At 54.4% G+C, this 16,386-nt stretch carries 15 protein-coding genes; 6 read left to right on the top strand and 9 right to left on the bottom strand.

Annotated features, from left to right (window positions below; all coding sequences use genetic code 11):
- Window positions 1-71: 71 nt before the first annotated feature.
- Genes LBW89_RS06660 through LBW89_RS06650 form a run of 3 tightly spaced genes read right to left on the bottom strand, consistent with a single transcriptional unit; the run spans window position 72 to window position 2,987 of the window.
- Entirely contained in the window at window positions 72-281 is a 210-nt protein-coding gene (locus LBW89_RS06660; protein ID WP_225038796.1) for a hypothetical protein, read from the bottom strand.
- Window positions 274-1,152: a hypothetical protein gene (locus tag LBW89_RS06655; RefSeq protein ID WP_225038795.1), complete on the bottom strand. Its 879-nt coding sequence runs from the start codon at window positions 1,150-1,152 to the stop codon at window positions 274-276. The genes LBW89_RS06660 and LBW89_RS06655 overlap by 8 nt, the downstream gene beginning before the upstream one ends.
- The gene (locus LBW89_RS06650; protein ID WP_225038794.1) at window positions 1,149-2,987 is read right to left on the bottom strand and encodes an HSP90 family protein; all 1,839 of its coding nucleotides are present in this window, start codon (window positions 2,985-2,987) and stop codon (window positions 1,149-1,151) included. The genes LBW89_RS06655 and LBW89_RS06650 overlap by 4 nt, the downstream gene beginning before the upstream one ends.
- A 164-nt stretch (window positions 2,988-3,151) precedes the next feature.
- Here LBW89_RS06650 and LBW89_RS06645 point away from each other — a divergent pair, with 164 nt between their 5' ends.
- Together LBW89_RS06645 and LBW89_RS06640 are read left to right on the top strand one after the other, a co-directional pair.
- Complete coding sequence (locus LBW89_RS06645; protein ID WP_225038793.1) at window positions 3,152-3,610, top strand: hypothetical protein; 459 nt, start codon at window positions 3,152-3,154, stop codon at window positions 3,608-3,610.
- Between the two features lie 163 nt (window positions 3,611-3,773).
- Entirely contained in the window at window positions 3,774-4,301 is a 528-nt protein-coding gene (locus LBW89_RS06640) for a hypothetical protein (RefSeq protein ID WP_225038792.1), read from the top strand.
- Window positions 4,302-4,469: 168 nt separating this feature from the next.
- Here LBW89_RS06640 and LBW89_RS06635 read toward each other — a convergent pair whose 3' ends face one another.
- Window positions 4,470-6,059, bottom strand: a complete 1,590-nt coding sequence (locus tag LBW89_RS06635; protein ID WP_225038791.1) for a WD40 repeat domain-containing protein — start codon at window positions 6,057-6,059, stop codon at window positions 4,470-4,472.
- Window positions 6,060-6,535: 476 nt separating this feature from the next.
- On the opposite strand from LBW89_RS06635, the gene LBW89_RS27450 reads away from it, so the two are divergent.
- Complete coding sequence (locus tag LBW89_RS27450; protein WP_263639051.1) at window positions 6,536-6,664, top strand: hypothetical protein; 129 nt, start codon at window positions 6,536-6,538, stop codon at window positions 6,662-6,664.
- 395 nt (window positions 6,665-7,059) lie between these two features.
- Here the strand turns inward: LBW89_RS27450 and LBW89_RS06630 are convergent, their stop codons facing one another.
- Window positions 7,060-7,728 carry a hypothetical protein gene (locus LBW89_RS06630; RefSeq protein WP_225038790.1) on the bottom strand — a complete coding sequence of 223 codons (669 nt, stop codon included), beginning with the start codon at window positions 7,726-7,728 and terminating at the stop codon, window positions 7,060-7,062.
- A gap of 426 nt (window positions 7,729-8,154) precedes the next feature.
- On the opposite strand from LBW89_RS06630, the gene LBW89_RS06625 reads away from it, so the two are divergent.
- Together LBW89_RS06625 and LBW89_RS06620 are read left to right on the top strand one after the other, a co-directional pair.
- On the top strand, window positions 8,155-9,183 hold the full coding sequence (locus LBW89_RS06625) for a hypothetical protein (RefSeq protein WP_225038789.1): 1,029 nt from the start codon (window positions 8,155-8,157) through the stop codon (window positions 9,181-9,183).
- A gap of 72 nt (window positions 9,184-9,255) precedes the next feature.
- Window positions 9,256-10,647 carry an SMI1/KNR4 family protein gene (locus LBW89_RS06620; protein WP_225038788.1) on the top strand — a complete coding sequence of 464 codons (1,392 nt, stop codon included), beginning with the start codon at window positions 9,256-9,258 and terminating at the stop codon, window positions 10,645-10,647.
- Window positions 10,648-10,776: 129 nt separating this feature from the next.
- Here the strand turns inward: LBW89_RS06620 and LBW89_RS06615 are convergent, their stop codons facing one another.
- Window positions 10,777-12,453 (bottom strand): DUF6138 family protein, encoded by a 1,677-nt coding sequence (locus LBW89_RS06615; protein WP_225038787.1) that lies wholly within the window; start codon window positions 12,451-12,453, stop codon window positions 10,777-10,779.
- A gap of 77 nt (window positions 12,454-12,530) precedes the next feature.
- Complete coding sequence (locus LBW89_RS06610; protein WP_225038786.1) at window positions 12,531-13,238, bottom strand: DUF4274 domain-containing protein; 708 nt, start codon at window positions 13,236-13,238, stop codon at window positions 12,531-12,533.
- Between the two features lie 136 nt (window positions 13,239-13,374).
- Between LBW89_RS06610 and LBW89_RS06605 the strand changes: the two genes are divergently transcribed.
- Entirely contained in the window at window positions 13,375-13,746 is a 372-nt protein-coding gene (locus tag LBW89_RS06605) for a hypothetical protein (protein ID WP_148456153.1), read from the top strand.
- A gap of 451 nt (window positions 13,747-14,197) precedes the next feature.
- On the opposite strand, the gene LBW89_RS06600 is transcribed toward LBW89_RS06605, so the two are convergent.
- The gene (locus tag LBW89_RS06600; RefSeq protein WP_225038785.1) at window positions 14,198-14,662 is read right to left on the bottom strand and encodes a hypothetical protein; all 465 of its coding nucleotides are present in this window, start codon (window positions 14,660-14,662) and stop codon (window positions 14,198-14,200) included.
- Window positions 14,663-14,983: 321 nt separating this feature from the next.
- Window positions 14,984-16,372, bottom strand: a complete 1,389-nt coding sequence (locus LBW89_RS06595; RefSeq protein ID WP_225038784.1) for an SMI1/KNR4 family protein — start codon at window positions 16,370-16,372, stop codon at window positions 14,984-14,986.
- Window positions 16,373-16,386: the final 14 nt, after the last annotated feature.

The following is a 16,386-nucleotide window of genomic DNA, read 5'->3' as shown; positions in this document are numbered from 1 at the left end:
TTTGGGGCAAAAAGACGGAAAGCCCGCGTATCCACGCGGGCTTTCCGTCACTGTATTTGAATGTCCTCGCACTACTCCGCCACCTGCGCCAAAAGCCGCTGCACATAATCGGTATAGTAGCGATTCCCATTACGGGTATCGAATTTCCCGGCGGCGGTCAGGGCCCGTTCCGCGTAGATCTCCGACAGCAGGGATACGTCGCGGGCTGCCGCGGGATCGGTAATATGTCCAGGCAGCCGGATATCAAATTTCACCTGCTCGCGGGCCAGCCGCCTAAACAAGACCGCCGCCGCACCCGTCAAAACCCAGGCGAAAAAGCGGGTTCTCATGGTTAACGGATAACGGAGCAAACGCCTCATAAACCTCGAGCCCTCTGAAAAGATCGGCCTGGCTCAAATAGGCGATCTGCTGACCCGCCGCGAATAGAAAATCGCGGTTTCCCTTGATCAGGCGGTAGCTTTTTCTCTCCAGGTCGGCTGCCTCTTGCCGCTTCCCGGTTCGGTACAGCGGAAGCAGCAGCTTGGGGTACGTAAGATGCGGCACTTCGGCGCAGGATAATCTGCCGCTCAAGATCTTTTGGGCTTCCTTTAAAGTTCGATCATCGTCCCCCGTCCAATAATAGAATTCGACCAGCATATCCTGCTCACAAGCTTGACAGTTGCTAAGCGAATCCCGGTCGGCCGGCCTCCACTGATCCATCCATTGTTTGGCCTGTTCCAGTTCTCCCGTCGATAAAGCCAAACTGAACCGGTAGTAATGATACGTCCTTTCCGAGTAACCGGCCTTCTTCGAGCGGAGGCGGAAATCCTCCAGCAGGTTTTCGATTTGGGCCAGCGGGATATCCGGAAACGACGGAAGATCATGGAGAATCCATTTATACGACCACAGCAAATCATGCAGGTCATGCTCGAATCGCTCGGGATGCTTATCGTATTGGCCCAGTTGCCACGAAAAAGCAACCAATGCTTTGAGCGGATACCCGTTAAAAGAGGCCGTGTTGACCAGCATACCGCGCGCTTCATAACCTTGGTCGATATCGCCCGCCGTATCGGCCACCCTGATCGCCTGCTCCAGCAGTTCGATTTTGGCCGCCGAATCGGGCATCCCCATGGCTTCGTCCATTAAATCCTCAAAATCCAGCTCCATGCTCATAGTGTTTCCCCTCCCTTTCCATAGGCCGATAGACCCAAATCGATAAAGCGCAAAATACCTTCGTTCAGCACCTTCATTTCCTTTCGGTTCAGCGGATAATGCCCCATCATAAGCGCATTGACATACAGCATCTCGACCGCGGCAACCAGGATGGCGCGATTTCCGGAACCGAAAACCCGGGCTACGACTTCATTGTCCAGGTTCAAGTACAAAGTGGAATAGAGCTGATCCTCATAGGCGGAGCTTAAGCTGCCCAGTATCGATGACAGCTCCGTCGTGCTCACTTCTTCAGCCGCGACAAGGTTCCGCAGATCGGACGATTCCTTCGATAAAGTGAACAAGGAAGGAAGCGTCGACGGTTTAAACCGCTTCAACTGCACCCGGCAGCGAAACCGCTGCAGCGCCGCATCCCCATCCCGGGTCAGCTCGTAATACTGTCTCCGTTCTTCCGCCGTAAGGTCGATAAAAGAGAAGGATACATCTTCCGGCAGCAAACGCTCGATTTTTTTATGCGGGTATAAATACGGCAAACCGGCAAGCAGCCCGGCATCATAAACATATCCCCCGTTGATGACCGGCAAGCTCTGCGCGGAAGCTACATGCATGATCTGCCTGTACTCATCGAGCGTGATCGTATAGTAAAGCTCATCGTTCTCATCCAGCAGTTCGCCCAAATCGCGGCGGCCATAACTGCTTTCAAAGGGCAGCCAGCGGTGTATCATTCGGAAGAACGCTTCGTCCTCCACCGCCAAAGCCTTCATGGACAACGCGTGCAGTTGAATGATTCCTTTCAACCGTTCCGGGTCCAGGTCGGCCAGGGTCATCAGTTCCCGGCGAAGCGATTCGCCGAGCTCGGAACGAACCGTCTCCAGCTTCTCGTTTTCATAGAAGTGCTCCCGCGAAGCCGTCGGCTGAAGCTCATCCGTCCAGATGATGCACTTGACGAAAAAGGCCCAATCCGGAACGATATTCTCCGCCGATTCGGAAACCAGCATATACTTCAGGTATACACGATGCGACCGCTTCGCGCTTAGGTTGACGGCATAAGGCAAAATATAAGCGATTCCACAGGTCCGCCCGGAGGAGGAGGTCAGCGGTATAAAATCGCGAACCGATTCTCCAAGCAGCTGTTCACCGAACTTCAGCACTTCCTCCCTACTACCCCGCGCAAGCGCCAGGTTGTTCATCCAATCCGGATGCGGCATGTTGATCGTCTTACTGGAGCCCTCCGCCTCAAACAGAATCGGATACGGAAGCAATGAGCCGTAATCGCTAAGCCAGGCTTCCACATTGGCCGGGTCGAAGTACAGCTCGCTGCCCGGCTTGCATCTTAAGTAAACTTTGGTGCCGCAGGACAACTCGCTCTCCAATTTGCGTATGCTGTATGTACCGTCCGGCTTTCCCCGCCATTCCAGCGAAGGGCCTCCTTTGGCCGACCGGGTCAGAAGCACGATTTCCTCGCTGACCATAAAGCAGGACAACAAGCCGATTCCGAAGCGGCCGATAAATGAAGTTTCCCCTACAAGCTTTCCGTCTTTCCGCTTGGACGATTGGCCGATCATCGCCAGAAACTCGTGAATATCCTCCTCGGTAAGGCCGATCCCGTTGTCTTCCATGGCCAGAGTGGCGCCGCTGCCGGTCCCGATGATCTCGACTCTGACCCGGCCCTGGTGGGATGCCTCCCGCTCCCGCATGGCGGTAATCGCGTCGACCGCGTTCTGCAGCAATTCCCGTAAGAAAACCTTGGAACTGCTGTACAGGTGATTGGACAAAATATGAATCATTCCGCTAAGATCGACTTGAAAGCGAAAATCTTCCTGGGCATGCCGATTCATGAAACTCCCTCCTTTTTTAATAGACTACCTACCTCATTAATTTACCATATTTTGCACCCGGAGGCAGGAGGACGTGGCGGTTCGCGGTTTTCGGTACCTGCTGTTCCGCCGCATAGAACATGAAATGATCCGTTATCGGCAAAATCATAGAATGGAGGAGCATCATGCTATTTATATTATTGATGGCGGGAGCCATCGTAAATGGCGCCCTGTGTGCCGTAGGAGGTGCCATTTTATTTATGGGAGTGGTGTTCTATCTGATCGGACTTCCTCAATTCAAGCGCTCCGAGAAAACCAAGGTTTGCGACGGGATCAGAGAATCGCTTCCCATCTTTTTTACCTTACTGATGATCCTCTTCTACATGGTGATTACCTACTGGTGCGCACGCACCGGAGGAACTCTGGCGTTCCGCTCCGTTCCTTCCGCGGACGATTTGAGTCAGGCGAAGAAACTCGTTCTATTGGGGATCGGGCAAGGCCTATTCTCGCTGATCACCTTCAAATGGATCCTGCCAGGTGCCATCGGCGAACTGAAGCTGGACCGGAAACATAAATGGGGGATTGCGGCCGGGGTGATCGTCACGATGGCGGGCGGCGGCGCAGCCTGGCTTACGGCGGTTTAATCACAGTACGGCCTCCCTGTTTCGCCGAGCCGCTCTCTTCCCGGGCTGAGCTGACCTATCGTAGCCACGGTGCAGCCGGACGCGAATTAGGGGGCTATTACCTTGTTTTTTTCGTATAATGGATGAAAAACCCAAACCTACCGAAAGCAGCAGGTGACGACTTGTGATCTATTTATGCGCATGCGAAGAGCCCGAATTGGGAACCTATTATTTTGAAACCGATCAGGACGGTGTCGCCCTGAGACAAATCGTGATCGAAGAGGACGGCAGCCGGGTCACCTCCCATCGGAAGCATGAGCTGTATCACTTCATGTTGGCCGAGCATCCGATCGATCTTTCCGACCCTTCCTATGAGAGAATCCCCAAAGCCCGGTTTGAAGAGCTGTGGTCCGAGGTTTTGCTCGCAACCATGGAGGAATGGCGGCAAATCAAACAAGCTTTACCGATCGGCCAAAAAGTGGCGGGGAGCATTGAAGCCTTTTTTCCGCAGGGCACTTTGGTCGATTTGTTTGAACACCGGGCGGTCGGATTAGCGGATACGGCATTTCTAAAACAACATTCTCCCCGGGAATGGATGTACCCGGGCTACAAGCTTACGGCCAGCGTGAAAGGCTATGACGAGATCAATCAATGGGTTTTGCTTGATCAAGCTCGCATGCTGGACGGGGAACGTCGTGTCGTTGAACGATAGCCTGTTTTTCGATAGGCGCCGTTTACCCCAGCCTTACTTTCGTTTTATGGCTAATGGCCACCATGCTCGCCTCGGGCCGGATTGCAACCTTGTTGAATATCACCCAACGTGAGTAGGACCACTGATCGGGGTCATATTTTTGGATCAAGGCTCCCGTCGTGTAATTAATCACCTGAACGGCAGGCTATCATAGATCCACATCTCTTCGTGCTGCTCGCTGACGTAAATTTCCTCCACATCATGCAGGCCTTGGTCGAGCAGCACTTCCATCCCTTCCGAACCGTTCCGATACCGGAGGAGGCGAGAGGGGGTATTATGACGATATTGTGCAAAAATAACGCGGTCTCTCGAATCCCAACAGAGTGCGCCGCAAACGGATTTCTCCGGCATCGGGATGTCCTCCGTGCGAAAGGCATCGGTCTCGGCCAGATGAACGATCCGAACGGTCTGGCGTGACGCATACGCTAACTTTTTACTGTCCCGACTAAAAGCTACCGTCTGCGTCATGCCTACCCGGGACGGCAACCCCAGCCAGACGAAATCCTTATTCTCGTACACAGCCAGACGCGTGCTCATCTCCCACAACTTGATGCCTTGGCCGAAGCACCCCGCAGCCAGCCATCGTTCGTCGGAGCTCATTTGGACCGCCGCAATTTTATATCCCTCGGGAAAAGTATGCTGCAGCACAACTTCACCGCTTGCGAACTCCACGCAATAAAAGGTTCGGTAGGGCTCGGGGATGCCAAAACCGTCATCGCCTTGAGGATCATAGCTGGCCGCGGTCGGTACCATGATCAAATAACGGCCGGTCTCGCTGAATGTTACGTAAGTATACTCCTCATAATACGCGTTCCGCTCCAGTTGCTCCCAATCCAGTCCGGGATAAGCGTATTCCGTAAGGGGTTCCTTTTTTGCAAGATCATAGACCTTCACGATTCCTACGCCCAATCCTACCGCGAGATACCGGGAATCCGGGCTAAACGCCAGGCCGGCTTCGCCCGCCTTTTCGCCTTGAAACAGAGGCCGGCTGTCCGAAAATGAACACACTTCATTTCCGTCAGTCGTACGCAGCACCTTTAGCTCGCCGTCCTTGTACATGACCGCCAAAAGAGAGGCATCCGGGTTCAAACTGACCTGCACGACCCATTCCTCGTAATCCCCCAGCTCGATAAAAGCCCGATGCCGGGCTCTCAAGCTCTTATAGTCCAGCCGTTTGCGCGCCTGGATGTTATGGCGGAGTTCATCGATCGGGCCGGCAAAAAACGCGGCTTCTTCCTCGGAAATTTCCGAAAGCTTCCGCTCGGCATCCACCACGTTGTAATCCAGGTAGTCCGCCAGCGCCACGAAGTATTGGATCCTGGAGGTCCAAAAAGGCGGCAGTTTTCCAAACTCGAGCGATTCGCCGAAACTCCGCAGGCAAACCTCTGTTTCTCGCTCTTTTGTAAATAAGAAGGCCATGTCCTGCAGCATATTCCTCATATGCACGGCCTCCCCCAATTCCTCTGGATTCGCCTCGGCCGCGATCCGGTAAAGCTCCTCAAATCGCCGGGCGGCCTTCGCGGCCTTCGCGGGCTCGCCAAGCAGAACCGCAGCCTCCGCAAAAAAATACAAGGCGTGCAGAAGTTCGCTCCCCTTGGGCGATGATGGGCCGTCTCCTCCTAAGCCCATTTCTAGCAGTTGCGGCTCCCATAACGCGATCGTGTCCGCATATCTGCCTGAGCGATTCGATTCCATCGCTTCTTCCAACATCTGCTCCATTTGACTCTAAACCTCCTGTTAGTTTTGCAAAAAAAAGCGGCGGCTACCGCGTGCCCTCAGGCTTACCGACAATCCGGTTCGGACTGATGCAGATGGTCCGCATCGCGCGGTGACCTTGCGGCAAATTGACCACGCGGGGTTCTTGCGAGTCAGGCCGCACGGGACGTCGGACCGCGCTGGGGCCCTTGCGAGAGTCGGAGCCTCAAAGCGGCTCTATTCGAGGTCCAGGCTGTTCGGCGGGCCGCCCGGCAGTTGTGACGGCCCTCGGCAGGGATTGGCCGACCTCGGCTGGTTCCAGCAGAGGGCTAACGGAAATAATAGCCGCTATTTCGTGATTTTTGGGCCTTTTGGATTTCTAACGGAAATAGTAGCGCCTATTTCGGCTCATCCAGGTCCAAAACTCCTCTTTTTCCCAAAATAGCGGCTATTGCGTCCGTTAGAATTCTCAATAGGCCGATTTGGACGAAATAGCCGCTATGGCTTCCGTTAGACGCTCGGACCGGGCGTGGCTGCATACTGTTTCCGCAGCCACGGCGACTCTCGGCGGGGATTGGCAGGGATTGGCCCACCTCGGCAGATCCCTGCCGATCCCTGCCGAGGGCTAACGGAAATAATAGCCGCTATTTTGTGATTTTTGGGTCTTTTGGATTTCTAACGGAAATAGTAGCGCCTATTTCGGCTCACCCAGGCCCAAAACCCCTCTTTTTGCCAAAATAGCGGCTATTGCGTCCGTTAGAATTCTCAATAGGCCGATTTGGACGAAATAGCCGCTATGGCTTCCGTTAGACGCTCAGCCCGGTCCGTGGCCGTGAGTCGTGACCCCACCGCCATCCTCCGTGTCCCGCCGTGACCCACCATGCCCCGCCGTAACTCACTGTGACCCCTCCGTCACCCGCCATGCCCCCACCATACCCGCCATGATCCACCGTGACCTCACTGTGACCCGCCGCGTCCCCACCATAACCCGGCATTGCGGCTGGATGGGATTGTTGAAACGGCCTCAGGGCCTGGTTCTCTTATAGTAACCGTAGGCTTGCTTTATAGGAATCTGAAGCAGGGCGGCGATTTCCTGGATCCCGTTCCCTTGCGCAAGCAGATTCCGAACCTGCCCGATCAAATCTTCCTCGTAAGTCTCGGCTGCATCATAGGCGGGGGCCAGCATCATTTTCCATATCTCGACGTCGGCATATTCATCTTCAGCCACGATTTCAGCTACGAGTTTGTCCAGTTCGGATCGGGTGACCGGAATCGGTAGTTTCCGGTTATCCTCCTGTCCCTGTTTCTGTCCCTGTCCCTTTTTTTCAGCTATCCATCGATTCACTTTCTCCAGGGCTTTTTGTAATTGTCCGATCGAGCCTGCGATATAGCTGCCCGCTCCCCACTCTCCCATACCATGCATCAGGTAGGAAACGGGCTGCCTCGCTTCGCCGAGATCCACAATGATCGGGTCGCCGACCAATGGCGTATAGCCGATGACCACCCATTCCGGCCGCCAGGCCCCTTCTTCGCGGGAAGCCAAGGATCGGCCTTCAGGATCGATAGCGTAGCCGACTTGGGCCCGCTCCAGCTCATCTGGCGCATGAAACGCCATATCAAGCCAATCTTCAGCCTGTTTCCATTCCCTCTTAAGCAGTTCCAAAGCTCCCTCTAATTCGCTGTTCAAACGCATTTCTTCACCCTCTCTCTATCATCTCTCTATCATCCCTCAATCATCTCTCTACCATCCCTCAATCATCTCTCTACCATCCCTCAATTATCTCCCTACCATCCCTCTATCATCTCTCTATCATTTCTCTATTATCTCTCTATCATCTCTCTATCATCTCTCTATCATTTCTCTATTATCTCTCTACCATCCCTCTATCATCTCTCTATTATCTCTTTATCATCTCTCCACCATCGCCTATCTGATTCTCTGAAATTTGACTAGCCACATCATTAATATTGGCGATAATTGGATTCTACGAACGAATCAACCATTTGGCAAGTAAAGGCGGGCCGTGGGCCGCGAGAATCATTGAAGCCCCCTTCGGCCCCAGGATATACTAGTGGTTAGTATTGGCAGACCCTATTTGCCGGGATGGAGGAGGTTAACATGATCACACAGCAACGCGCGGAGTGGAACAATACGAGCAGGCCGGATAAAGAACGCTTCATGCGCGAGTTGGAAGGAAGTCTGCCGGAGGGCTTTTCCTTTCGGGGAATCGAACGGTTTGAGCGCTATGGACAATGCCTGGAAACGGGTGTTTTTACATATAAGGGGAGCGAATTTCTCTGGGTTCCGGGCGATGAGGTAACGCTCGGCTGGAGCACCGATCAATGGCCGGGCGATATGGACCAGGCCACCCTGGACGATCTGCTGACGGGACTGAAGGCGATGGGGCTGGACGCGTCGGAGGCGGCCCGGGTGCTGCAGGAGCAGATGTCCCCGCCGCGTAAGGCCGTGATCGGTGCGATGCTGGTGGAACGGTCTCCGCGCTCCGCCGGGTGGACTCAGGTAACCGAACCGGAGCTGGATCCCGAATTGCACGCGGAGATCCGGCAGCAGCTGCCTCTTTTCAATGAGTCCACCTCCTTAAGTTATGAAGTGTATGAGTCCTACCGGCTGGAACGCGATGGGGAGCGGATTCGGATCCATCTATTTGACTACACCGCGGACTTTGCGGAATGGTCCGCTAGCCATTTGGAAAAGCCCTTCAGTATCCTGACGGAAGACGAATGGGAGGACCTCTATGGCGGCGGAAGCCGCACCCTGTTCCCCTGGGGCGACAGCTTCGACTATACGATGAAGGTCGGTCATTTCGGCGAACTGGATCGGCCCGAAATGACCGTATTTAATTTGGAAGAGGGGGACGAAAAACGGCCCTATGACCTCGAGCTTCCCAACGGCTTCGGTCTATGCTTCCTCGGCGATCCTTACCGCGTTGAGCTGGTCGTCTCGCCGGAAGGCGTCGCATCCGGCAAAGGCGGGGACGGGGGCTGCAACATTTGCGGCGGGATGGGGATTTTCTGGGGGTACCTTCCGGTTGCGACCTATTATCGGGACCTGAAGGAGAACGAACTGGATTGGGTGGATCGGCTGGATTACTTGCATTTTCGCCGAATCCTGCGCCTGCAAAGATGAATCCTTTGGACCTGCTGGTTTAATTCCCCAATTGATATAATAGGATAATTACACCAATTATCGGGGGATATCATGGACCAAACGCTTATAGAACAATTGAACCGATGGCATGAGGAAGACGAGCAGCAGCAAATCGTCGACACCCTCTCGGCGATTCCCGAAGAAGATCGGGATTATGAAGCCGTAGGCCGCTTGGGCAGAGCCTATAACAATCTGGGACTCTACGAGGAGGCCCTCGCTCACCTCGGCACCATCGCCGAAGCGGGAGAGCGGGATGCGGTGTGGCACTACCGGGTAGGCTACGCCCTATTCCATTTGCAAAGATATCATGAAGCGGCGGAGGCCTTCGCCACCGCAAGCCGGCTTGAACCCGGCGATCCGGATTTCGAATATTTCCTGCAAATGAGCCGGGGTAGAGCGGAAAAGCAGCTCAGACAGGAGCGGCGCCTTGCCGCCAAACGGGAGGCCGCCTTGCAATCCGGAGGTTCAACAGCCGAGAACCACACTCCTTTCGCTGGGATGTCGCTCGCCGACTTTTGGGAAGATAGCGACTACGCCAGAAAGGAATACGTTTCCGCGCCGCCAACCGATGAGATGATCGCCTCGGTCGAGGAAGAGCTGGGATACAAGCTGCCCGCCTCCTATATCGCGCTGATGAAGCAGCAAAACGGCGGAATTCCGAAGAATACCTCCTTTCCGATGGAGGAAGCGACCTCTTGGGCCGAGGATCATATCGCTATTTCGGGTATCCTGGGCATCGGCCGGGAAAAAAGCTATTCCCTCTGCGGGGATCTCGGCAGCCGGTTTATGATCGAGGAATGGGGATATCCCGATATCGGCGTGGTGATCTGCGACTGCCCTTCGGCAGGCCATGACCTGGTCATGCTGGACTACCGGGCCTGCGGGCCGGATGGCGAACCGGAGGTCATTCATGTCGATCAAGAGGACGACTACGAAATTACCTTCGTGGCGGAAAATTTCGAGGCGTTTATCCGGGGCTTGGTGAATGCGGAAGAATACGACGACTCCGCCGAAGACAAGCTGACGGATCTGCACAACGTAGCTCACGGCGGTTTCTCACCCTTACTTGCGGAACTGTGTGCCAACGTCACGGAGCTCGATCAGATCGATCAAAAAATCCGCCGCATCTGCACGCAAATCGTCGAAGAAAAAGGTCATTTTTCCTTTCATGCGGATGAACGGTCGTACCTGATGTATGATGTGCAGTTCTGGCTTTACACCAAGTCCTACCCGGATACGGATCGCCAGCGCTACCTGGACATTTACCCCAACATCATCGCCTTCGGCGCGGGGGAATTCAGCCAGGGCGGCTACGGGCCCGGATGGATCTCCGGCTGGCTGGACCTCCGCTTGAAGGAAGGGCGGATCGTCAAGGAGCACGGGCGAATCCGGTTTACGGATCAGGCCGCGGCCGAATTGATCGGACGATTGAAGGAAGCCTGATTCATCCGGCCAGCAGGCTGGCAGGCTGACAGGTCAGGATGACCGGCTTCCGCCACCGAGTGGCATAAGCAAAAGCCCGCGCAAATGGCGCGGGCTCTTTTTCGCTCAAATCTGAAGTTTGAGTTTACTTCACAACGTCAACATTTGGAGCGCCACCAGCTGTTCCAGGCCTTCCTTCAGCGGAGGCTGCGCTTTCCGGGCCGCTGCGGCCAATTTTTTGACGCTCCCGAAAATCCGGCACAGTACCAGCTCACGTTCATGTATCTCTTTCCCCTTCAACGCCTGGACAAGCGCTTCGGCGAGCTCCGGAGTGTCGATGACGGCATTTTTCACCGGCCTGCCCTCGTCATTGCCCCCCAGCAAAATCGCAACGAATACCGGCATATGCTCTGCACGTAATCCATGCGCCTCTATAAACGCTTCCGCATAGCTGTCCTGTACCATTTGATGCTCCGTATCCACCAGCTCCATATAGCGGCGGACTAACGGGAAATAAGATTCGCTGTACAAGCCCAGGCCCATAACGGCGTAGGTGCCCGGCATGACCGATTTTTCGCCCGATTCCACATCCTCGTACCACGCAAACTCCTCCATCGCGATGTCGGCATATTCCGCCAGCTTAGGGAAGAGAGCCGGATAACTGAGCGCGTTGGCAAAAAACTGGTGCAGTTTGGACTTCGCCAGCTTTTTCAGCGGCAGGAAATGCTTTTGGCTGCTTTTCAGTTTCAATTGATAGCCTTTGGGAAATCCCTGACGCAATAGGCCGATGATATAGTCCAAAGCTTCTTCATAAGCCGGCGCTTCTTCGGTAAGGATCCGAATTTCGATCGTCCGCGTCACATCGTTGTTCTTGCCCTCCACCCGCTCTCCACGATAGGTGCTGGCAAACTTTCCGCTGCCCGTTTTCAAATAACCGGCGGCCCGCTGCGAGCCGAGTTGGACCGCCAGCTCCAGATAGTCCTGACGGTTATCCGGCTCGGTGAGCCCGACCTGCAGGGCGGCATACAGGAAGAAGTCCAGTTCACCGCCGTCAACCGCTTGTAGATCCTGCCCCGTCTTCAAAGTCCAGTAGTTTCCATAGTCACGGGTACGATCAAAATACCGCGGCAAAAAATATTCCTGCGCCCATCGGTTAAAGGCAGCGGTATAGTGCCGGATCCATTCGGCGTGGCGGCTCGGGTCGGTACGCAGCTTCGCGGAGAGCCGGCGGACCAGCGGGTCGATCTCTTTCTCCTCCTGCCGCATCAGCTCCGGATCGACCAGATGATCGGCGAAGAAGAACAGGTCTTTCTCTCCCGGCATGTCCCCGGGCGACTCGGAAACAACCCGCGTTTGAATAAAATGCTCCAGCGTTTTGCGGAGTTCCGTCCGCTTGGCTTCACTTATCAGTCGGCGGTTCAGCGAAATGGTGGACGTCTCCCGTTCAAATTCAAACACGACTTGAAACCGGAAATCAAAGAAGGACGGACCGAACTTCTCCGAACGAAACAGCTGGTCCACCCGATCGCACAGGGCGGGGAAAAATTCCTCCGTCAATTGCTCGTCGGTCAACTCCGCGATGTAAGGACCCGCTTCGATTTTATACGAACTATCGCTCCAGGAGAACGGCTCATAGATATCGATGTGGATTTTTCCTGCTTCCCAAGTGAATTTGCCCTTTCTCCAGGCCACCTGCAGATAATCCATAATTCCCGCCTGCAGGCTGCTTCGGTGCTCCAGTTCGCCGATTTGCGCGCTTTCCTTGGCGTAAATCGTCATGACCTCCCGCCAAACCTCATTAAGAAAAGCTTCCACCGCCTGATTCATATTGGCCTGTCCTCCCGATCATTGATTGATAGAGTATAAAAAATAGAATGACGTTTATGCTGCACTTCCTGAACTTCCTACACTTCTCCGTCTAATTGTAACCGTTGTCTTAAGCTTAAGGCCAACTCCCGCCAACGCTCGCCTTCCGGGTTCCTTGCAAGTTCCGATTCGTCTTTCTCCAGCCAGTAGTCCCCGTCCAGCAGCTCGTACATGTCGAACAGCGTAATCTCCGGTATGGCCGGGTTGGCGAATGCGCAGAGCATCGGTTCCGGGCCGTCGTCCCAGTTGTACCCGTTCACGACCGCATGAAGCAGAACCGGGGAGTCCAGACGCCGGATTTTGTCGCACATGTCTTTGCCGGATTCTTCATACAAAATATCGTCCACGACCTCTTGTTCCTGCGGTGTCAATGTGAGGCGGACCGCTCCGGCGGTCCCGAGCAGCATATCGGCGATTTCCTTGTTGCCGCGGGCCGCGTTCCAGGCGGTCGCCAGGATGCCCCCCGGGGAATTCAGCTTCGCACCGGCCTCAAGCAGCTTGCGGATCGCTTCCTTTCGCTTGAATTTGACCGCTTTTTTGAGCGCCGTATCCCCCAGCCTGTCTTCCGCTTCCAGATCCGCTCCCGCATTCAGCAGCACTTCGATCGCCTCGACCGGCATACGATGCGTCAGAAACAGCATAAGCGGTGTTCTGCCCCGATCGTCCCGCTCGTTTACGTCCAGCTCGGCTGCGGCGTTTCGAACCGTTTCCAAGTCTTTCGTCCGGCTGACCTCGTTCCAATTCATAGACTCAGACTCCCTCCATATTTTGATAGACTCGACTCGAACTCGTAAGCGATAATTCGTCAGGTTAAATATTCCAACCATTTAGCCGATAAACAAAGAGTGGCAGCCATTCTCAACTAAAGGAGGTGTTTTCCATATGAAACTTGAACCTATATCCCTATTCAGGTCGAATGCTTCCACGCCATCCGCTCCCTCGTCCAAATTGGATCAGCTTATGCAGATCTCCCAAAACAGCGCATCCGCGGCGGAGAAACGAAAGATGGCCCGAATGATGCAAATGCAGATGGAGCAGGAATCGGTAGGAACCCTATTCGCCCATATCCCTGAAATTAAAGGGAAAGCGGAGAAGCCGTCCAAGGAGGACGCGGAGAACGGAGATAAAGTATCGAATGAGCATGGAGATACGGTACAGATTTCCGATACGGCCAAACAGCAGTTCGAGACTAGCCGCTCCGAAAGCGGCGGGTCGGCTCCCGAACCGGCCGCTACATCCTCACCCGCCACCTGACGCGGCGATTGACGGTGTGCAGAGGCTGTCCTATAAGGGACAGCCCTCTTTTGACAAGGCCGTTTTTTTCCGGCAGGAAAGCAAGCTGATTACCCCATGTACCAGTACCCCTTCAGACATCATAGCAGGAGAAAAATCGTATTTAACCCGCGGAGATCAAGGACCTAGCGCACCTTCCAATACTTCTTCCAACTCCAAAAAGATGCAAATCTGCAGGTATTTCCATCCAGTCCCTGAGGGAATTCGAAAAAAGATGCAAATCTGCAAGCTTTTCTGGCAATTTTAGAGATACGAGCCGATTCCGTCGAAAAATCCTGCAGAATCGCAGCAATTTTGAATTTTTTGTTCCAAACAGAAAAAAAACATGCACATATGCAGGAATTCTATGACTATCAAAGGTTTTCTTCATATGGACACTAGATTGGAGCAGCTGTTAAGGCTGGCTTTGCAATCATACCAGGTATCTTTTTATTCGCTGTTCAAACAGCGTAACATAATGAAATTTACGAGGATACTTGTCTTCACGCAGCACATCGAGCAGCACCGACTGTCCCTCCGAATAGCATACCGCGTACTCGCACTCGTCATATAATAGCCGCGACAACCTTTGAACCTCCTCTATATTTTCCTTGGTCCGCCATCCAAAACGAATCATATCCAACTGGTCCAGCGGATCACGGTAAGTGTCCAAAACGACGCAACTGCCCGGCTGTTCTTTCCTGCCGAATACCAGCACATCCCCCGTGTTCACCGGATGATCAAAATAACGCTCATAAATGGCCTCTATAGGCACGCGGATGCTGAGCGTATCTATCACCGCCTGAAAATTCGGATGAGGGATATACTCGTCGCGCTGCTCGTCCGGATAAAATACCAAATCGGAAATCGAGGCCATGATCGAAAAATCAATATACATAGAGTAACCTCCTTCATTTTGGAGGGAAGATCCCCATCAGGTCCGGCTGACAAACCTCAGGCCAGCACCGCCAACCTCCAGCTAGCCCGACCGCGAAGCGCGCACGCTGAGCGACCGCTTCCTAACATACTTTCAGCTTTGCTGATACACGCTCGCGGTCAGCCTGTCCTCTGGACATACGAACATGTATACCAGCGACAACAGGATATTTTCCGCGATCCCCCTATCTCCGTCCCCGCCCCCGTTCATAAGCTCCATTGCATATTCCAGCAACCGTCCGGCAGGGAATACGTTCGGTCATGATGATTCCACCTCCAATATTTAACGCCCTCTCCCTCTCAGATAAGGATCCAAAATAGTTCTGAGCATTCCTCTCACTTGCAGCAAAGATGCGGGTACCTTCCGCTCCATCTCTTCCATGGTGGCAAATCCGAACTCCTCCAGACGACGGCGCACATTCGAACGGACATAATCCCGGTCCGTCCGATGCTGCCGGAGCAGCCGTTCGTACGACTCGAGCAGCGCGGGATCGGGCACGTCCGACAATGCCTGAACGGCGATGAGCTGCACACGGACTTCCGGATCTTCGAGCGCCGTCATGAAATCGGACAGGTGCTCAGCCTTCCTTGTGGACTTCCCGGCCCGATGGACGGCCTGTACACGAAATGCCTTGTCCGGATGACGAAAAAAAGGCAGCATCCATGGCAGCACGTCCATACCGGCATCATCCAAAACGTACGTCATGAAGCGAAATGCCTCCGCATTCGTTTCCTGCGGCAGCAAACGGATGATATCCTCTGTAAAGCACCGCTCTCCCGGGGGCATATACCACTTGATAAACTGTAGAGCGAGCAGGCGGCCTTCGGCATCCGTCCCGTTCAGCTTTTGGCGGATCAGCGGTTCCGCCCGGCCGAACCTGGTTTTGGCCAGCACCTGCAGCGCCCGGCGGGCTGCTTCCCCCGAGCTCTCCCGGCATAGCTTCTCTAGGAACAAAGCCGTTTCTTCGGTGATCTCCGGCAGTTTGAGCATGCCTTCCAACGCCTCCAGCCTGACCGCTTCTTCCGTCGCCGCGGCATACAGGTCCATCAGCAATCGATCATCTCCGCCCCGGCGCATGCCGAACCAGGAATCGTCGTAACCGGCGATCGTCTCGTCGAGCCAGCGCTCATACCAATCCAGGAAATTGGCTTCATATGTAAAAAAAGACCGGTGGCTGTCCAGATCCAAATAAACCACCTTTCCCCGGTATTCGCCCGTTATGACCAGCATCGTTTCATAGCTGCATCCCTGTTCGCCGATATTCAGCAGACCTTGAACCTGTCGGGCGACCCACTCGTCATACTCCTCATCGCTCATCGTGTCGGGATCGGGATCGGGAGCGTGGGTTCCTCCGCCCGCGATGTCAGGACTCGTCTTAGGACGCAGGGTCGCAGGCTGGTTTATACGATCCAGTTCAATAGATTGCTTGGTCCCCAGCGGATGAATCCCGTAGTAAGGGCCCGCCCCGCCGTTCCCGATTTCCGTCAGAAAAGCGGCATAGGCTTCGGGCAGCACGATCCCGTGCGTTTGCTCAAAGCGCCGCAGCTCAACGGAACTCAGCGGTTCATTAATCCTATACCGATGCGACTTGGCGCCGAATACTCGATATTCCGAATCCGCTTGAGCGGCCAGCACGAGTTTGCGGCGAATCCGATCCAATTGATTGTTCAAACGAAGTCCCTCCT

It is taken from the genome of Paenibacillus sp. alder61 (assembly GCF_020179875.1).
Taxonomy (GTDB): domain Bacteria; phylum Bacillota; class Bacilli; order Paenibacillales; family Paenibacillaceae; genus Fontibacillus; species Fontibacillus faecis.
The sequence above is the reverse complement of the archived record's forward strand: the minus strand, read 5'-3'. Positions and strand labels throughout refer to the sequence as shown.

Coding starts and splice junctions, on each gene's coding strand:
- LBW89_RS06655 (WP_225038795.1), bottom strand. CDS start 1,152: ATGAGCATGGAGCTGGATTTTGAGGATTTAATGGACGAAGCCATGGGG.
- LBW89_RS06650 (WP_225038794.1), bottom strand. CDS start 2,987: ATGAATCGGCATGCCCAGGAAGATTTTCGCTTTCAAGTCGATCTTAGC.
- LBW89_RS06645 (WP_225038793.1), top strand. CDS start 3,152: ATGCTATTTATATTATTGATGGCGGGAGCCATCGTAAATGGCGCCCTG.
- LBW89_RS06635 (WP_225038791.1), bottom strand. CDS start 6,059: ATGGAGCAGATGTTGGAAGAAGCGATGGAATCGAATCGCTCAGGCAGA.
- LBW89_RS27450 (WP_263639051.1), top strand. CDS start 6,536: ATGGCTTCCGTTAGACGCTCGGACCGGGCGTGGCTGCATACTGTTTCC.
- LBW89_RS06630 (WP_225038790.1), bottom strand. CDS start 7,728: ATGCGTTTGAACAGCGAATTAGAGGGAGCTTTGGAACTGCTTAAGAGG.
- LBW89_RS06625 (WP_225038789.1), top strand. CDS start 8,155: ATGATCACACAGCAACGCGCGGAGTGGAACAATACGAGCAGGCCGGAT.
- LBW89_RS06620 (WP_225038788.1), top strand. CDS start 9,256: ATGGACCAAACGCTTATAGAACAATTGAACCGATGGCATGAGGAAGAC.
- LBW89_RS06615 (WP_225038787.1), bottom strand. CDS start 12,453: ATGAATCAGGCGGTGGAAGCTTTTCTTAATGAGGTTTGGCGGGAGGTC.
- LBW89_RS06610 (WP_225038786.1), bottom strand. CDS start 13,238: ATGAATTGGAACGAGGTCAGCCGGACGAAAGACTTGGAAACGGTTCGA.
- LBW89_RS06605 (WP_148456153.1), top strand. CDS start 13,375: ATGAAACTTGAACCTATATCCCTATTCAGGTCGAATGCTTCCACGCCA.
- LBW89_RS06600 (WP_225038785.1), bottom strand. CDS start 14,662: ATGTATATTGATTTTTCGATCATGGCCTCGATTTCCGATTTGGTATTT.